The 14,506-nt window shown below is 72.9% G+C and carries 16 protein-coding genes and 1 pseudogene; 10 read left to right on the plus strand and 7 right to left on the minus strand.

Annotated features, from left to right (window positions below):
* Together ACIBNE_RS08045 and ACIBNE_RS08050 are read left to right on the plus strand one after the other, a co-directional pair.
* A complete protein-coding gene (locus tag ACIBNE_RS08045; RefSeq protein ID WP_399270608.1) occupies positions 1 to 690 on the plus strand; it encodes a copper homeostasis protein CutC in 690 nt (229 codons plus the stop codon).
* A gap of 199 nt (positions 691 to 889) precedes the next feature.
* Complete coding sequence (locus ACIBNE_RS08050; RefSeq protein WP_399270609.1) at positions 890 to 1,981, plus strand: helix-turn-helix transcriptional regulator; 1,092 nt, start codon at positions 890 to 892, stop codon at positions 1,979 to 1,981.
* Between the two features lie 80 nt (positions 1,982 to 2,061).
* On the opposite strand, the pseudogene ACIBNE_RS08055 reads toward ACIBNE_RS08050, so the two are convergent.
* Positions 2,062 to 3,087: pseudogene (locus ACIBNE_RS08055) on the minus strand (MFS transporter); the annotation flags it as partial.
* A 63-nt stretch (positions 3,088 to 3,150) separates the two neighbouring features.
* Positions 3,151 to 4,071, minus strand: coding sequence for an MBL fold metallo-hydrolase (locus ACIBNE_RS08060; protein ID WP_399270610.1), 921 nt, complete (start codon positions 4,069 to 4,071; stop codon positions 3,151 to 3,153).
* 92 nt (positions 4,072 to 4,163) lie between these two features.
* On the opposite strand from ACIBNE_RS08060, the gene ACIBNE_RS08065 reads away from it, so the two are divergent.
* Entirely contained in the window at positions 4,164 to 5,096 is a 933-nt protein-coding gene (locus ACIBNE_RS08065) for an AraC family transcriptional regulator (RefSeq protein WP_399270611.1), read from the plus strand.
* A 41-nt stretch (positions 5,097 to 5,137) separates the two neighbouring features.
* On the opposite strand, the gene ACIBNE_RS08070 is transcribed toward ACIBNE_RS08065, so the two are convergent.
* Both ACIBNE_RS08070 and ACIBNE_RS08075 read right to left on the minus strand, forming a co-directional pair.
* A complete protein-coding gene (locus ACIBNE_RS08070) occupies positions 5,138 to 5,461 on the minus strand; it encodes a hypothetical protein (protein ID WP_399270612.1) in 324 nt (107 codons plus the stop codon).
* Positions 5,462 to 5,610: 149 nt separating this feature from the next.
* The gene (locus tag ACIBNE_RS08075; protein WP_399270613.1) at positions 5,611 to 6,057 is read right to left on the minus strand and encodes a hypothetical protein; all 447 of its coding nucleotides are present in this window, start codon (positions 6,055 to 6,057) and stop codon (positions 5,611 to 5,613) included.
* A 120-nt stretch (positions 6,058 to 6,177) separates the two neighbouring features.
* Here ACIBNE_RS08075 and ACIBNE_RS08080 point away from each other — a divergent pair, with 120 nt between their 5' ends.
* From ACIBNE_RS08080 to ACIBNE_RS08095, 4 genes are all read left to right on the plus strand, one after another.
* Positions 6,178 to 7,032, plus strand: coding sequence for a Scr1 family TA system antitoxin-like transcriptional regulator (locus tag ACIBNE_RS08080; protein ID WP_399270614.1), 855 nt, complete (start codon positions 6,178 to 6,180; stop codon positions 7,030 to 7,032).
* Positions 7,029 to 7,211 carry a DUF397 domain-containing protein gene (locus ACIBNE_RS08085; protein WP_399270615.1) on the plus strand — a complete coding sequence of 61 codons (183 nt, stop codon included), beginning with the start codon at positions 7,029 to 7,031 and terminating at the stop codon, positions 7,209 to 7,211. Before ACIBNE_RS08080 ends, ACIBNE_RS08085 begins: the two co-directional genes overlap by 4 nt.
* Before the next feature lie 147 nt (positions 7,212 to 7,358).
* Complete coding sequence (locus tag ACIBNE_RS08090) at positions 7,359 to 8,012, plus strand: tetratricopeptide repeat protein (protein ID WP_399270616.1); 654 nt, start codon at positions 7,359 to 7,361, stop codon at positions 8,010 to 8,012.
* Positions 8,013 to 8,600: 588 nt separating this feature from the next.
* Positions 8,601 to 9,524, plus strand: a complete 924-nt coding sequence (locus tag ACIBNE_RS08095) for a phosphotransferase family protein (RefSeq protein ID WP_399270617.1) — start codon at positions 8,601 to 8,603, stop codon at positions 9,522 to 9,524.
* Here the strand turns inward: ACIBNE_RS08095 and ACIBNE_RS08100 are convergent.
* Together ACIBNE_RS08100 and ACIBNE_RS08105 are read right to left on the minus strand one after the other, a co-directional pair.
* Positions 9,511 to 9,636 carry a hypothetical protein gene (locus ACIBNE_RS08100; RefSeq protein ID WP_399270618.1) on the minus strand — a complete coding sequence of 42 codons (126 nt, stop codon included), beginning with the start codon at positions 9,634 to 9,636 and terminating at the stop codon, positions 9,511 to 9,513. The two genes, ACIBNE_RS08095 and ACIBNE_RS08100, sit on opposite strands and share 14 nt — an antisense overlap.
* Positions 9,633 to 11,054, minus strand: a complete 1,422-nt coding sequence (locus ACIBNE_RS08105; protein WP_399270619.1) for an MFS transporter — start codon at positions 11,052 to 11,054, stop codon at positions 9,633 to 9,635. Before ACIBNE_RS08105 ends, ACIBNE_RS08100 begins: the two co-directional genes overlap by 4 nt.
* Positions 11,055 to 11,171: 117 nt before the next feature.
* Here ACIBNE_RS08105 and ACIBNE_RS08110 point away from each other — a divergent pair, with 117 nt between their 5' ends.
* Together ACIBNE_RS08110 and ACIBNE_RS08115 are read left to right on the plus strand one after the other, a co-directional pair.
* Complete coding sequence (locus ACIBNE_RS08110; protein ID WP_399270620.1) at positions 11,172 to 11,831, plus strand: hypothetical protein; 660 nt, start codon at positions 11,172 to 11,174, stop codon at positions 11,829 to 11,831.
* Between the two features lie 7 nt (positions 11,832 to 11,838).
* On the plus strand, positions 11,839 to 12,414 hold the full coding sequence (locus ACIBNE_RS08115) for a GNAT family N-acetyltransferase (protein WP_399270621.1): 576 nt from the start codon (positions 11,839 to 11,841) through the stop codon (positions 12,412 to 12,414).
* 169 nt (positions 12,415 to 12,583) lie between these two features.
* Here ACIBNE_RS08115 and ACIBNE_RS08120 read toward each other — a convergent pair whose 3' ends face one another.
* Positions 12,584 to 13,795, minus strand: coding sequence for a Cmx/CmrA family chloramphenicol efflux MFS transporter (locus ACIBNE_RS08120; protein WP_399270622.1), 1,212 nt, complete (start codon positions 13,793 to 13,795; stop codon positions 12,584 to 12,586).
* A gap of 151 nt (positions 13,796 to 13,946) precedes the next feature.
* On the opposite strand from ACIBNE_RS08120, the gene ACIBNE_RS08125 reads away from it, so the two are divergent.
* On the plus strand, positions 13,947 to 14,486 hold the full coding sequence (locus tag ACIBNE_RS08125; protein ID WP_399270623.1) for a GNAT family N-acetyltransferase: 540 nt from the start codon (positions 13,947 to 13,949) through the stop codon (positions 14,484 to 14,486).
* The last annotated feature ends 20 nt before the right edge of the window (positions 14,487 to 14,506 follow it).

Genomic DNA, 14,506 nt, shown 5'->3' on the forward strand with positions numbered 1-14,506 from the left:
ATGAGCGAGCGCGCAGTCCTGGAGGTGATCGCCCTCGACCCCCAGGACGCGATCGCCGCGCAGGCCGGAGGAGCGGACCGGCTTGAACTGGTCACCGACATGGCCGCGGACGGGCTGACGCCGTCCCGCGAGACCTTCGGGCGGATCCGGGAAGCCGTGGACGTCCCGCTGCGCGTGATGCTCAGGGTCGCGGACGGGTTCGCCGCGGGCGACATCGATGTCCTGGTCGCGCGGGCGCGCGAGCTGCGCGCCGAGGGCGCGCGGGAATTCGTCCTCGGCTTCCTCGACGAGGCCGGGAACCCGGACCTCGTGGCCGTCGAGCGCCTGGTCGCCGAGCTGGACGGGTGCGTGTGGACCTTCCACCGCGCGATCGACCGCGCCGCGGACCGGGACTCGGCCCGCAAGCAGCTCGCGGACCTGCCGGGGCTCGACACCTACCTCACGGCGGGCGCCGCCGGGGGCGTGGACGAGGGCCTGTCCACGCTGCTCACGGAGGCGGCGCGGCAGGGGGATCCGGGGTACGAGGCGCGGATCCTCGTGGGCGGAGGGCTCCGCCTGGAGCACGTGCCCGCGCTGCGCGCGGGCGGGGTGACCGGCTTCCACATCGGCGGAGCGGCGCGGCCGGGGGGCTGGGCGGCGCCGGTGGACGCGGACGCGGTACGGGAGTGGCGCGCGGCGCTCGACGGATAGGACGGGGCACGGGGGCGGGGTACGGGGCCCTGGGGCGCGTGGCTCCCGGGGCCCGTGACTCCTGGGGCGTCGTGGCTCCCGGGGCCCGTCGCGCCCCGGATGCCGTATCCCGCGCCCCGCATGTCCGTCCGCATGTCCGTCTGCACGTCCGTCCGTATGTCCGTTGCCCGGCCCGGCCCCGCCCTGGAACGATCGGTCGGTGCGCGCGCCCCGGTTGATCTCCCTCGTCCTCCTGCTCCAGAACCGGGGCAGGCTGACGGCCGGTGAGCTCGCCGAGGAGCTGGACGTCTCGGTCCGGACGGTCTACCGGGACATCGACTCGCTGAACAGCGCGGGCATCCCCGTCTACGGGGACGCCGGGCACGGCGGCGGGTACCAGCTGCTCGACGGCTACCGGACCCGGCTCACCGGACTGCACGCCGACGAGGCGGAGTCCCTGTTCCTGGCCGGGCTGCCGGGCGCGGCGGACGACCTGGGGCTGGGCGAGGTGCTGGCGGCGGCGCAGCTGAAGCTGACCGCGGCGCTGCCCGCGCCGCTGCGGGACCGGGCGGGGCGGATCCGCGAGCGGTTCCACCTCGACGCCCTCGGCTGGTACCGGGAACAGGACTCCCCGCCCGACCTCGTCGCGCTCGCCGACGCGGTGTGGAACCAGCGGCGCATCCGGGTGCGTTACCGGCGCTGGGCCAGGCCGCAGGAGGTCGAGCGGGAACTGGACCCCTACGGCCTGGTCCTCAAGGCGGGCGTCTGGTACCTCGTGGCGGCGGTGGACGGCGCGGTGCGGACGTACCGGGTGTCGTCGATCCTCCGCCTGGACGTCGGGGAGGCCGTCTTCGAGCGCCCCGATGAGTTCGACCTGGCCGCCCACTGGCGGGACTACCTCGCCGCCTACGACGCCCGCAGGCTGCGGCTTCAGGCCTCCGTCCGGATCTCTCCCGCGCTGCTGTCCGCGCTGCCCGACCGCCTGGACGCGGCACTGGTGCGCGCCGTCGAGGACTCGGCGGGACCGCCGGGGCCGGACGGCTGGGTACCGGCGACGGTGCCGCTTGAGTCGGTCGAACTGGCGGTTCCCGTACTGCTGTCACTGGGCCCCGACATCGAGGTGCTCGCACCCGGGGAACTGCGCCGCGCGCTCGCGGAGAGGGCGGCGGCCGTACTCGACCGGTACCGGTCGGCGGACTCCCCGGCACGACCGGTGGACTCCCCGGCACGGGCCAGGGACGGCGACCTCAGCAGCAGCGCGGCGGACAGGGTCGCCAGCAGCCCGAGGGCGGCGAGCACCCCGAAGCCGTAGCGCGTGTCGCTGTGGTCGGTGACCGTCGCGACCAGGAGCATCACCCCGACCGTGGCCGCGAGCCCGCCGCCGTTCGCCAGCCCGAAGACCCTGCCCACCGAAGCCTCGTCGGCCGAGGCCATCAGCACGTTCCTGGAGGCGATCCTGGCCTGTCCGAAGCAGAACGCGCCCAGCGGCACCCCGACGAGGAAGCCGACGATCCCGAACTGGGACTGGAGCACGAGGCCAACGTTGCACAGCAGGAAGCCCACGACGGCGATGCGCAGGTCGGGAGTGCGCCTGCTGACGATCCGGTACGCGCCCGTGGCCGCCAGGAAGCCGAGGGAACCGAGGGCGTCCACGATGCCGAACGTCGCCGTTCCCAGCCGGAGTTCGCCGATGACGGCGACGGGCAGCAGCGCGTTGAACACCGTGACGACCACGCTCCCCTGGGCGTAGAGCAGGATGAAGCGGTGCATCCGCAGCGGCTCGCGCGGACCCGCCGTCGGCACCGGCCCGCCGGTGGCGGCGGCCGCCTTCGGCGCCCGCTCCGGGCGGCGCCCCACCGCGACGACGCAGAGCGCGGAGACGACGAACGTCCCGGCGTTGAACACCAGCAGCGGCACGGCGCCGAACGCCTGCACGGCCAGTCCGCCGACCGTGGCCGACAGCAGCATCCCCGCCTGGGTGCCCATCTCGTAGCGGGCGTTGAACCGCCGCAGCCGGTCCGCCGGGACCCGTTCCTTGATCAGCGCGGCACTCGCCGGGAAGAACAGCGCGCCGACCACGGCGAGCGCCAGGTTGGCGCCGTAGATGCCGGGCCCCGTCGCGCCGCCGCAGACCAGCCACAGCGGCAGCGCGAGGGCCAGCGCCGCACTGATGGCGTCGCAGCCGATCCACAGGGCTCGCCGGTCGAAACGGTCGGCCAGCCGTCCGAAGAAGGGCGACAGCAGCGCCTGCGGCCCGGCGACGGCGATGAAGAGCCAGCCGACGGCCATCATGGTGTGCTGCTCCCTGATCATGAGCAGCGCACCGACGATGAGCTGGACGTTGTTGCCGAGAGCGGTGGCGAAGGCGGCGGGCACGAGCAGCCGCTCGGCCCGGCGGGAGTGGTGGCTGGGGATCATGCCACCACTGTCCGCAGGTCCCCTGACACCTCCTGTCAGTGAAGCTCGGGCGCACCGCTCCTGTCAGTGAAGCTCGGGCGCACCGCCGTCCCCGTCGGCACCCCGCCACTCCCCCAGCGCGAACCCCGCCCCCGCCCTCCGCACTTCCGCGATCCCCGTCCCGCCGAAGTGCGCGGGAACCACCAGCTCCCGCTCATCCGCCGCCCTCCCCAGCACCCGCCGCCGCGTCGCCGCCGCCTCCGCGGGCGCGAGGCAGAAGCAGCTGTTGCAGTCGGGCCGCAGCACCTGCACGGGGCTGTGCAGCACGTCCCCCACGAACACCGCCCGCTCCCCGCCCGACGCCAGTCGCAGCACCGACGACCCGGGGGTGTGGCCGGGCGCGGACTCCAGTACGAGGTTCTCGTCGATCCGGTGGTGGCCGTCCCACAGGACGGCCTGCCCCGCCCGGTGCACGGGCGCGACGCTGTCCGCGTACACCAGCCGGTCCTCCCCGCCCGCCTTCCCGAAGTGGGCGTCGTCGGCGGCGGGAACGAGGTACTGGGCGTTGGGGAAGGTGGGCACCCACTCACCGGGCGCGCCGCCCTCCCTGGTGTTCCAGCCCACGTGGTCCGCGTGGACGTGCGTGTTGACCACCACGTCCACGTCCTCGGGCCGGATCCCGGCCCGCGCGAGGCCGCCGGGGAAGTCCCCCCGCCAGTGGTGGAACTGCGGGGACTCGGGCCGTTCGCGGCCGTTCCCGACCCCGGTGTCGATCAGCACGGTCCGCCCGCCGCTGCGCAGCACCCAGCTCTGGAGCGCCATCACCGCGAGACCGCTCGCGGGGTCCCAGTGGTCGGGCGCGAGCAGCGCCTCGTTCTCCCGCCACACCTCCTCGCCCGCCCCCGGCACGATGTCGGCGGCCGGCCCGAAGGGACCCTGCCACTCGACGACCCTGATGACCTCGACGTCCCCCAGGACGGTCTTCTGCACGCTCTCGTTCGTCATGCGTACGACGGTACGGAGACGGTGTGAGCCGATCGATACCCGACCGACTCACCGGAATACGCGATCGGTTCACTCCCGCTAGGCTCCGTCCCATGGACGTGGTCAGCGACGCGATCTCGGCCGTACGCCTCGGACGCCCGTCGTCCGACCGCGTACGGGTGGCGGGGAGTTGGTGCACCCGGCTGGCGCCGTACGAGGGGGCGGGCTTCCACGTCGTCCTCGCGGGCCGCTGCTGGCTGCTGCCCGACGGCGGCGAGCCCGTCGCCCTGGGCGCGGGCGACGCGGTGCTGCTGCCGCACGGGACGGGCCACGTCATGGCCGACGCGCCGCGCGACGCGGCGCAGGCACGGCGGGCGGCACCGTTCGAGCGGTGGGCAGGAAGGGGCACCCCGGACCCCGAGAACACCGACGGCACCGGCACCCTGATGCTGTGCGGGAAGTACCGCCTGGACCGCACCCGGGCCCACCCCCTCCTCGCCGAACTCCCCACGGTCGCGCACTTCCCGTACGACCCGGAAGGACACCCCGAACTCCGCGCCGCCGTAGACCTGTTGAGCGGCGAGCTGGACGCGCGGCGGCCGGGTGCGGGGGTGGCGCTGCCGAGCCTGCTCGACCTGCTGCTCGTGTACATGGTCAGGGCGTGGGTGGCCGGGGCCGACGCGGGCACCTGGCCCGGCGCCCTGAACGACCCGGTGACCGCGGCGGCGCTGCGCGCGCTGCACGCGGACCCGGCGGCGGCCTGGAGCGCCGACCGGCTGGCGGCCGCCGCAGGCGTCTCCCGCCCCACGCTCACCCGGCGCTTCGGCGCGCGGGTGGGCCGGTCGCCGATGGCGTACCTCACGTGGTGGCGCATGAGCCTCGCGGCGGGACGGCTCCGCGACACGCAGGACACCCTCGCGACGATCGCCCGCCACGTCGGCTACGGCAGCCCGTACGCGTTCTCCCACGCGTTCACCCGCGAGTTCGGCACGACACCGGGCCGGTACCGGGCGGGGGATCCACGGGGCGCGGCCGGGCGGGCGTAGGGCTCCGTGCGTACGGCAGGGAGCGGAAACCGTTCGCGGGGCTACGGAAGACCACGACCGTCACGTACGGGGTCGATGTCCTCGGGCCACAGATGGCCTCCGGGATGCCCAGCGAACAACAGGCAGACGTCACCGCCCGATTCCTCCCCCACACAGGGGTCCACGACCGACAACCGGGGATCGAACCGCTGCCAGCGCACCCACACCGCGCGCCCCGAGGGTCCGGGCAGGAACAGCACGAGCGCCGCGTGATCGGCACCCGCATGTTTGTCGCCCAACTCGCAGGTGAAACAAGGCAGTACGTCCTCGGAAGCGTCGCCGCCTCCCGCCAATTCAACGGCGCTCTCCGCCAGCGCGGACGCCACGAGCAGAGCACAGCACTGAGCCACAGAAGATTCTTCCTTGCGTGATGAGGAATTGATTCAGGGACGGGCGAGGGGCACGGCGAGCAGCCACCCGACCACCGCCCACGCGGCGAACACGGCGACCATGACCAGGGCGGTACGCGCGTGCCTCACGGAATGCGCCCCGCATCGGCGAGCGCACGACCGGTACGCCGCACCCGTACCGGCACCACCCGCAACGCGTACGCCCCCGTGTGGTCCGCGACCTCGACCACCACCGGCAGCCCCTCCCGGAGCCGCCCGCACACCACCCGCCGCCCCACCCGGTCCCCACACCAGGCACGCAACGCACCCGGAGCACTCGGCAACCGGTCCCACACCGGCGACGACACCAGCACACCCCGATGCCCAGGACGAACCCACCGAACATCAGGAGCAGGATCAAGCCCGTCCGCCACACGATGCGCCTGAACAACCAGCCACCTGACCACCAAGCCCACGTACGAACTCCGAAAAGACCCGAGCACAACCCGAACCGTCCCGCCGTCCACGGGCCCCACGGCGACCACCTCGGCGCAGAACACGCGGGTGGTCCTGGTCGTGGTTGTGATGCTCATGATTGGCGCCACTCCTCTCGCCGTGCTCGCATGAACTCGCCTATCTGGAAACCAGATTGACTCCGGAGAGCTACGATCACTAGTGGCTGAGTACCGGAGCGTGATCGAGGTGAACGGCATATGCCAAGGCTGAAGGAGCCGGACCCCGGCGAGAATCTTGAGCAGTACATCGGAAGCCTGATCCAAGATGCGCGCCTGAAGAGAAGGGCTGACGCCCGGAACAAGGGGCAGGAAGAGGAAACCTGGACCCAGGAATTCCTGGCCGAGCGCGCCCTCACGAGCCAGACCCGCATTTCCGGAGTGGAGACGGGCGACGACCCACCCGACCTGAGCCTTGCGAGCGACCTCGAACGGGTCCTGGGCCTTCAGCACGGGACCATCAGGAATCTGGTGAAGATCCTGAACCAAGAGGGTGTCAAGGACTACGCCAAGACCTTCGTGAGCCGTCTGCCGATGGCCCGCATGATCAGCGCCTTCGGGCCGATCGTTCCCGGCCTGCTGCAGACACCGGAGTACGCGGGCGTGCTGGTGTTGGCCGGGCAGGCGGGAGACAGCCGTGACGTACAGCGATACGTCGAAGGCCGAATGGACCGGTCACGACGGGTCTGGGCGCAGCCCGAGCCGCCGTGGATGACCGCCATCGTCTCCGAGGCGGTTCTACGGAGCGACATGGGGAACCCTGGGGCTGTACGAGGGCAGTTGGAGCAGCTACTGGAGCGTCCTCAGCAGGAACCCAACATCAAGGTACGAGTGCTCCCGCTCAGTGCTGCCTCAGTAGCCGGCTCGCTCACGCTGCTGACGTTCCCCGACAACAGCCGCTCGGCCTACATGGAGGGCTACTCAACAGGCTCGTACGTCGAGGAGATCGCCCAAGTCATGAGATACCAGCGAGTCTATGATCGGCTCGCAGAGGACGCGCTGAGCGCCAGGCAGTCCGCAGACCTGATCCGTGAAGCACTGAAGAGGTTCGAGTGAACGAGAAGCCCAGCTATCGGAAGTCCACTTACAGCGGGAACGAGAACGATGCGTGCGTAGAGGTTGCGGACAACATGCCGCGAATCCTGGTGCGCGACACCAAGGACCACGGCGCGGGCCGCCTGGAGATCAGCCCCGCCGCTTGGACTGCCTTCATATCGGACGCGAAGCAGGGCTAGGGCCTGCTGCGAAAGCCGCGGACGGCTGGGCTCGCCCGCCCAAAGCAGCCCTCTCAGGGAGAAGTTGGCGGCCGCTCAAACCCCTCCTCCCATCAGGACGCAGAGATAGCCTCGGCGCTGCCATCGTTCAACGGGAGGGGTAGGGACATGCGGGGACAGGACTGGATCGAACGCGCGGGAGAGCTGTTCGAAGCGGCGATGTTCGGCGGGGACACGACCGCGCTGGACCGGTCCGACGACGTGCTGAGCGCGGTCGAGGCGCCGCTCTGCATGGCGCGGGGCAAGGTGCTGCACGTCCGCTTCCTGAACGACCGCGAGGAGAACAGCGAGGAACTGGTGCTGTTCGAGCGCGCGGCCGAGCTGTACGGGCGGTTGGGCAACGCGTCGGGCGAGGCGGACGCGTTGTTCTGGATCGGCTGCTGGCACCAGGTGGTCAAGGGCGACGGCGCCACCGGCAGGCCGTACTTCGAGCGGTCGTACGCGCTGGCGACGTCCGTCGACGACCGGATGACGATGTCGTACGCGGTTCGCCACCTGGGCTTCACCGACAGGGACGCGGGCCGCTTCGACCAGGCGCGCGAGCGGTTGACCGAATCGGTGGCGCTGCGCCGGGAGATCGGCTTCAGGCCGGGGGAAGCGGCCGGCCTGGTGGCGCTGGCCTACCTCGCGGCCGAGACCGGCGACCCGTCGACGGCGGTCCGCCACCTCGACGAGGCCCAGTCGGTCGCTGAAAGCTGTGGCGCCCAGGCCGTGTCGGGGTGGGTCGACCAAGCCCGCGAACACGTTAGCGCCAGGCCCTAGGAGCATTGGTCACGAGCGTTGTTGGCGAAGACCTCCGTAACGCCCGGCTGACCGTTCATGGCAGGCGACTGCTCGTGGAACGGATGCGTGCCGGTCGCCCTGCCACTCACGTGGCCGCCGAAATGGGCATCTCACGCGCCACCTCCGGACGACGGGGCTTCCTGCTGCCGGGCGGCGCGCACCGCTTGCGCGGGAGGGCCCGGGGCGCGTGGGTACGTTGCGCGCGTGCCCCACTCTCACGCAGTTCCCCGCGCCCCTGACGGGGCCCGATCACACCGAGGGCGTAATGGGTACCCCGGGGTGGGGGTCGGAAGGGTGCTCCCCGCAGGAGCACGAGCCAAGACCGGGGTTACCCAGGACTGGAAACGGTTCCGGCTCGTGATCTGAGGAGTGCACCCTGGAGCGCCCCCGGCCCCTTGGGCAACCAACCCTTGACCGGATCACCCCATCCCCCTAGGGGCGCGGGGAACTGCGCAAAAAGACGGCGCCCCCGAGGCAACGGGACCCCAACAAGGCCCCCACACCCCGCACCCCGCACCCCGCAAAACCCGTTGCCGAGCGGACCGCCCTCCGCCTACCGTCCGCCGCATGCTGCCCCGCGTGGAGACCGATCAGGAGTGGGACGCGATCGTCCCGAACGAGACGGTCATGCGGCCCGGCGCCGAGGACCTGTGCCGCAGGCTCGGGCTGCCCGGCGCCGACCTGGTCCGCTTCGCCGAGGGCTCCCAGCCCGTCTACGCGGTGGGCGACGCGCTCGTCCTGAAGCTGTTCCCCGCCGCGTCCGCCGCCGACGGGGTGCGGGAGGCACTGGTCCTGGAACACCTCGCGGGCAGGCTGCCCGTGCCGACCCCGCGCGTGCACGCGACGGGGGCGTACGAGAACGGCTGGCGGTACGTCCTGATGGACCGCCTCAAGGGCGAGGACCTGGCCCCCGCCTGGCCGCGCCTCTCCGAGGCGAACCGGCACCGGGTCGTCGAGGAGGCCGGCGAGACGCTGGCCGCGCTGCACGCGCTGGACCCGGCGCCGCTCGCGGACCGGCTGGGCCCAGGCGACTGGGCGGCGTTCCTCGCGGGGCAGCGCGCGGGCGCCGTCGAGCGGCAGCGTTCGCGCGGGCTCGACGAGCGCTGGCTGGAGCAGATACCGGAGTTCCTGGACTCCGTCGCGCTGCCCGTGCTGCCCCGACCCGCCCTGCTGCACACCGAGTTCATGCGCCAGCACCTCACCGTCGACGTCGCGGCGGGCCGCCTCACCGGGCTCTTCGACTTCGAGCCCGCGATGGTCGGCGACCCGGCGTACGACTTCGTCGGGGTCGGGGTCTTCGTGACCCGCGCCGAACCGGGCCTGCTGGCGCGGTTCTCCAAGGCGTACGGCGGGCAGTTCGCGCCGCGCGAGGTCCTGGCGTACACCCTGCTGCACGTCTACAGCAGCCTGCCCTGGTACCTCCGCGAACTGCCCGCCCCGCCCGAGCCGAACCTGGACGCGCTGGCCGAGGCGTGGTTCAGCCCGCGCTGAGCCGTACGGTCAGCCGCAGACAGACCCCGAACACCCGCCGCACCAGCGCCACTTCGGCGATCTCGACCGTGCCGTGCCGGGCGACCGCCCGGCAGGCGGCCGCGCAGCTCACACCAGTTCCTCGTGCTTGGCCCCGCCCGCCGCCGCCTTCTCTCCGCGCATCACCAGCAGCGTGAAGAGTCCGGCCGCCGCCGCGACGGCCGCGGCGCCGAGGAACGCCGAGGAGAACCCGTCGGTGAGGGCGGGCAGGTCGCCCAGCTCGCCCGCGCCCCGCGAGGTGGCGAGGGCGGTGAGGGCGGCGAGGCCGAGCGCCGAGCCGACCTGGTAGGTGGTGTTGACGATGCCGGACGCGAGGCCCGCCTGCTCCTGCGGGGCGCCGGACATGGCGGCCATCATCGCCGGGATGTAGGCCAGGGACATGCCGAGCGCGGCGACCAGCGAGGCGGGCAGCACGTCGACGAGGAAGGAGCCGGTGGGCTCGACGGCCGAGAGCCACAGCAGACCGAGCGCGAGGACCAGCAGCCCCGCCCCGATGAGGTTCTTGGCGCCGAAGCGGCCGAGGAGCCGGGCGGTGACGGCCGTCATGAAGACCATCAGCAGACCGGTCATGGGCAGCAGGGCCGCGCCGGAGGCGAAGGCGCCGTAGCCGAGGACCTGCTGGAGGTAGAGGTTGAGGAAGTACCACATCGGGATCCACGCGGCGCCGAGCAGCGCCATCGCGAGGTTCGCGGAGCCCAGGCGCGGGACGCGCCAGACCTTCAGCGGCATCAGCGGCTCGTCCGCGTTCTTCTGGATGAGCAGGAAGAGCCCCAGCAGGGCGGCGGCGCCGAGCAGTTGGAGGACGGTGCCGGTGGCGGACCAGCCGACCTCGGGGGCGCGGACGACCGCGAAGACGCTGAGCGCGAGACCCGCGGTGACGGCGATCGCGCCGAGGACGTCCACGCCGCCGCGCCTGCCCTCGACCGCCGGGAGCAGCTTGGTCGCGGCGAGGGTCGCGAGGCCGATCGGCACGTAGACGATGAAGACCCAGGGCCAGCTCAGCCACTCGGTGAAGACGCCGCCGAGGAAGACGCCCGCGGTGCCGCCGGCCGGGGCGGCCGCGCCGTACAGCGCCATCGCCCTGCCCAGCTCCTTGGGGTCGTGCCCGAAGAGCATCATCAGCAGGGTCATCGCGGCGGGTGCGATCAGCGCCCCGCCGACGCCCTGCACGCCGCGTCCGACGATCTCCACGAGCGCGCTCTGCGCCGCCGCGGCGACGACCGATCCGGCGATCAGCACGGTCCAGCCTGCGACGAAGACCTTACGGGCGCCGAGGAGGTCGGAGAGCCTGCCGCCGAGGAGGAGCAGGCCGCCGAAGGCGATGACGTAGGCGTTGAAGACCCATTGCAGCTCGCCCTGCGAGAAGCCGAGGTCCTTCTGCATCTCGGGGAGCGCGACCCCGATGATCGAGGTGTCCATGATCACCATGAACTGGGCGGTGGCGAGGACCGCGAGGGCCCACCACCGCCGGGGGTTGGGAACGTTCGACATGACCCCGCCCTTCCGTTCTACATACCCCTGGGGGGTACTTACGGGAGGGGAAGTTAACATACCCCCTAGGGGTATGCAATAGATGAGGGGAGGCCCCCGCCGGGCTAGGCTCCGGCCATGACCGATCTCCGGGAGCGCTGGGTCGCCGCGCTGACGGCGGCGGGAGCTCAGGCGCCTGCGGACAGCGCGGGCGACACGGGCCCCGCCGACCCGTACCGCTACGCCGACAACCTCCTCGCCCGCTGGGCCGAACCGCAGCGGCGCTATCACACGACCGCCCACCTGGAGGCGGTCCTCGACCGCGTCGACACGCTCGCCGGGCACGCGGCCGGGCCCGAACTGGTCCGCCTCGCGGCCTGGTTCCACGACGCGGTCTACCGCCCCGACCGCTCCGAGAACGAGGAGCGGTCCGCCGCGCTGGCCGAGCGCGCCCTGCCCGAGGCGGGTCTCGACCTGGCGGGCACGGCGGAGGTCGCGCGCCTCGTCCGCCTCACCGTCACCCACGACCCCGCGCCCGGCGACACGAACGGCGAGGTGCTGTGCGACGCGGACCTCGCGGTGCTCGCGGGTTCCCCCGAGGGGTATGCCGCGTACGCCGCCGCCGTGCGCGAGGAGTACGGCTTCGTCCCCGACGGGGCGTTCCGCGCGGGGCGCGCGGACGTGCTGCGGCAGCTGCTCGCACTGCCGAGGCTGTTCCGCACGCCGTACGGGGCGGCGCACTGGGAGGCGGCGGCCCGGCACAATCTCGCTACCGAACTCGCGCTGATCGGCCCATAATCCGGGCGTGACCAAGACTGACGCAGTGAGCAGCGACGCAGTGAGCACCGACGCGGTAAGCACCGATGCGGCAAGCGCTGACTCCATAGGCAACGGCGTGGTGCGGCTCGACGAACTCACCCTCGACTCCGCGACCGATCTGCACGGCGGCGGCAGCGGGGGCTGGGACTGGGTGCCGGGGGGACCGTACGAGGGGAGCCGCTTCGTCGCGGGCCGGATCGCCGCGGCGATCACCGAGGGGCGGCACACGCCCGGCTGGGCCGCGTACACCATCGTCCGCGTCGAGGACGGGCGGGCGATCGGCGGCATCGGCTTCCACGGGCCGCCCGTGGAGGGCCGCGCGGAGATCGGCTACGACCTGGCGGAGGCGGCGCGCGGCAAGGGCTACGCGACGGAGGCGGTACGCGCGCTGTGCGCGTGGGCGTTCGCCCAGGAGGGGGTGCGGGTCGTGTTCGCGACGACGGACGTCCCGAACACCGCTTCGCAGAACGTGCTGAAGCGGGCGGGGTTCCGGCAGGTGGGCGGCGCGGGGCCGGTCGGCGACCGGGAGGACCAGTACCTGTTCGAGCTGCCCGCGCCGTAGGACGGGCACCGCGGGGTGCTCCCGCGCAGGAGCGCCCCTTCAGGGGTACGGGCGCCCCTTCAGGGGCACGGGGGAACCGCCCGAGCGATCGGGCACGCGCGCGACGTGCCCACGAACCCCGGGCGGGCCCGGCCACTCCGGGCGGGCCCGCCACGAGGCCCCCGTCCGATCAGCTGCCCACCGGCACCTCGGCGGGCGCGCCCGCCCCCGCGGAGGCCACCACCCGCGACCCTCCGCCCCGCCGGTGCACCCGCACCGCGAGCGCCACGCACGCCAGCGCGACCACCGCCATCCCGGCCCCCGCCCACGCGGTCGCCGGGTAGCCGAGGTCCGCGTCGATGACGCGCCCGCCGAGCCACGGCCCGACGGTGTTGCCCGAGTTGAACGCGGACGTCGCCGTCGCCCCCGCGAGCGTCGGCGCCGCGCTCGCCACGTTGAACATCCGCGCGTTCAGCGCGGGCGCGGTGAAGAACGACGACACCCCGATCAGGAACGACAGCACGATCGCCGCGACCGGGGACTCGGCGAAGAGCGCGAGCGCCGCGAGGAAGACGGTCGTCGCGGTGATCCCGCCGACCATCACGGGGAACAGCCGCCCGTCCGCGACCCGCCCGCCGACCGTCGCGCCGATCAGCGCGCCGAGGCCGAAGAGCGCGAGCACGGACGGCACCCAGCTCTCGGGGAGGCCGGAGACGTCGGTGAGCAGCGGGGAGAGGTACGAGAACGCGCAGAACACCGCGCCGCCCGCGAGCGCGGTGACCGCGACGGCGAGCCAGACCTGCCCGTCGCGGTAGATCGACAGTTCGCGGCGCAGCTGCGGCTGCTCGGCGGGCAGCGGGATGCTCGGGATCTTCGTGACGATGCCGACGAGCGCGACCGCGGAGGCCGCGCCGACCGCCCAGAACGCGGAGCGCCAGCCGAGGTGCTCGCCGAGGAAGGCGCCCGCGGGGACGCCGAGCACGTTCGCGATGGAGAGGCCGCCGATCATCACGGCCATGGCGCGGGCGCGCTGGTTGACCGGGACCATCGCGACGGCGACGGACGCGCCGACCGCCCAGAAGCCCGCGCAGGCGAGGGCGCTCACGATGCGGGAGGCGAAGAGGACCTCGTACGAGGGGGCGAGCGCGCCCGCGACCTGGCCGAGGCCGAACGCGGTGATCAGCGCGATGAGGGTCGCCTTGCGCGGCAGGCGGAGGGTGGCGGCGGCGAGCAGCGGGGCGCCGATGACCATGCCGATCGCGAAGGCGGAGATGAGGAGGCCGGCCTGCGGGATGGAGACGTCCATGTCGTCCGCGATGGGCGGCAGGAGGCCGGAGAGCATGAACTCGCTCGTGCCGAGCGCGAAGACGGAGAGGCCGAGGATGTACACGGCGAGGGGCATGGGGGTGCGGTGACCTGCGCGGTCGACGGGGGCTGGAGCGGGCATGAACGGTTCAACAGGACAGGAGCGGGGACACATTCCCGGACAGGGTGGCCGGTACGTGAACGTTGTGTTGCGCGGGCGCCCCGGGGCCTCGGCTAGATTCCCCGCCATGACTGATCACGAAGCGGTGACAGCGACCTGGCCGCCCGCCCCGATACGCACCGAACGGCTCGTGCTCCGTGCGTCGGAGGCCCGGGACCGTACGGCGTTCGTCGAGCTGTTCTCGTCTCCCGAGGTGGGGACGTACGTCGGCGGCGCGCGGCCGCGCGAGGAGCTGGACCGTGCGATGCCCCGGGTGCCGGGGCAGCGCTTCGGCCTGTTCGTGGTGGAGCTGGACGGGGAGATGGTCGGCGTGATCACGCTCGACCGGCGCGGGAAGGAGCGCAGGGGGCGTGTCCGCCCGGAGGGGGACGAGGTCGAGCTGGGGTACCTGCTCCTGCCGGAGGCGTGGGGGCGGGGGTACGCGTCGGAGGCGTGCGCCGGGGCGCTCGACTGGGTGGCGGGGGCGCTGCCCGGGGAGCCGGTGGTGCTCACCACGCAGAGCGCGAACGGCCGGGCGGTGCGGCTGGCGGAGAAGCTGGGGTTCGTGGAGGTGGAGCGGTTCGAGGAGTACGGGGCGGAGCAGTGGTTCGCGGTACGGAGGGCCTGACCGGGGCCGTCCGGCGCGGC

This window comes from Streptomyces sp. NPDC050504, assembly GCF_044458065.1.
GTDB lineage: Bacteria > Actinomycetota > Actinomycetes > Streptomycetales > Streptomycetaceae > Streptomyces.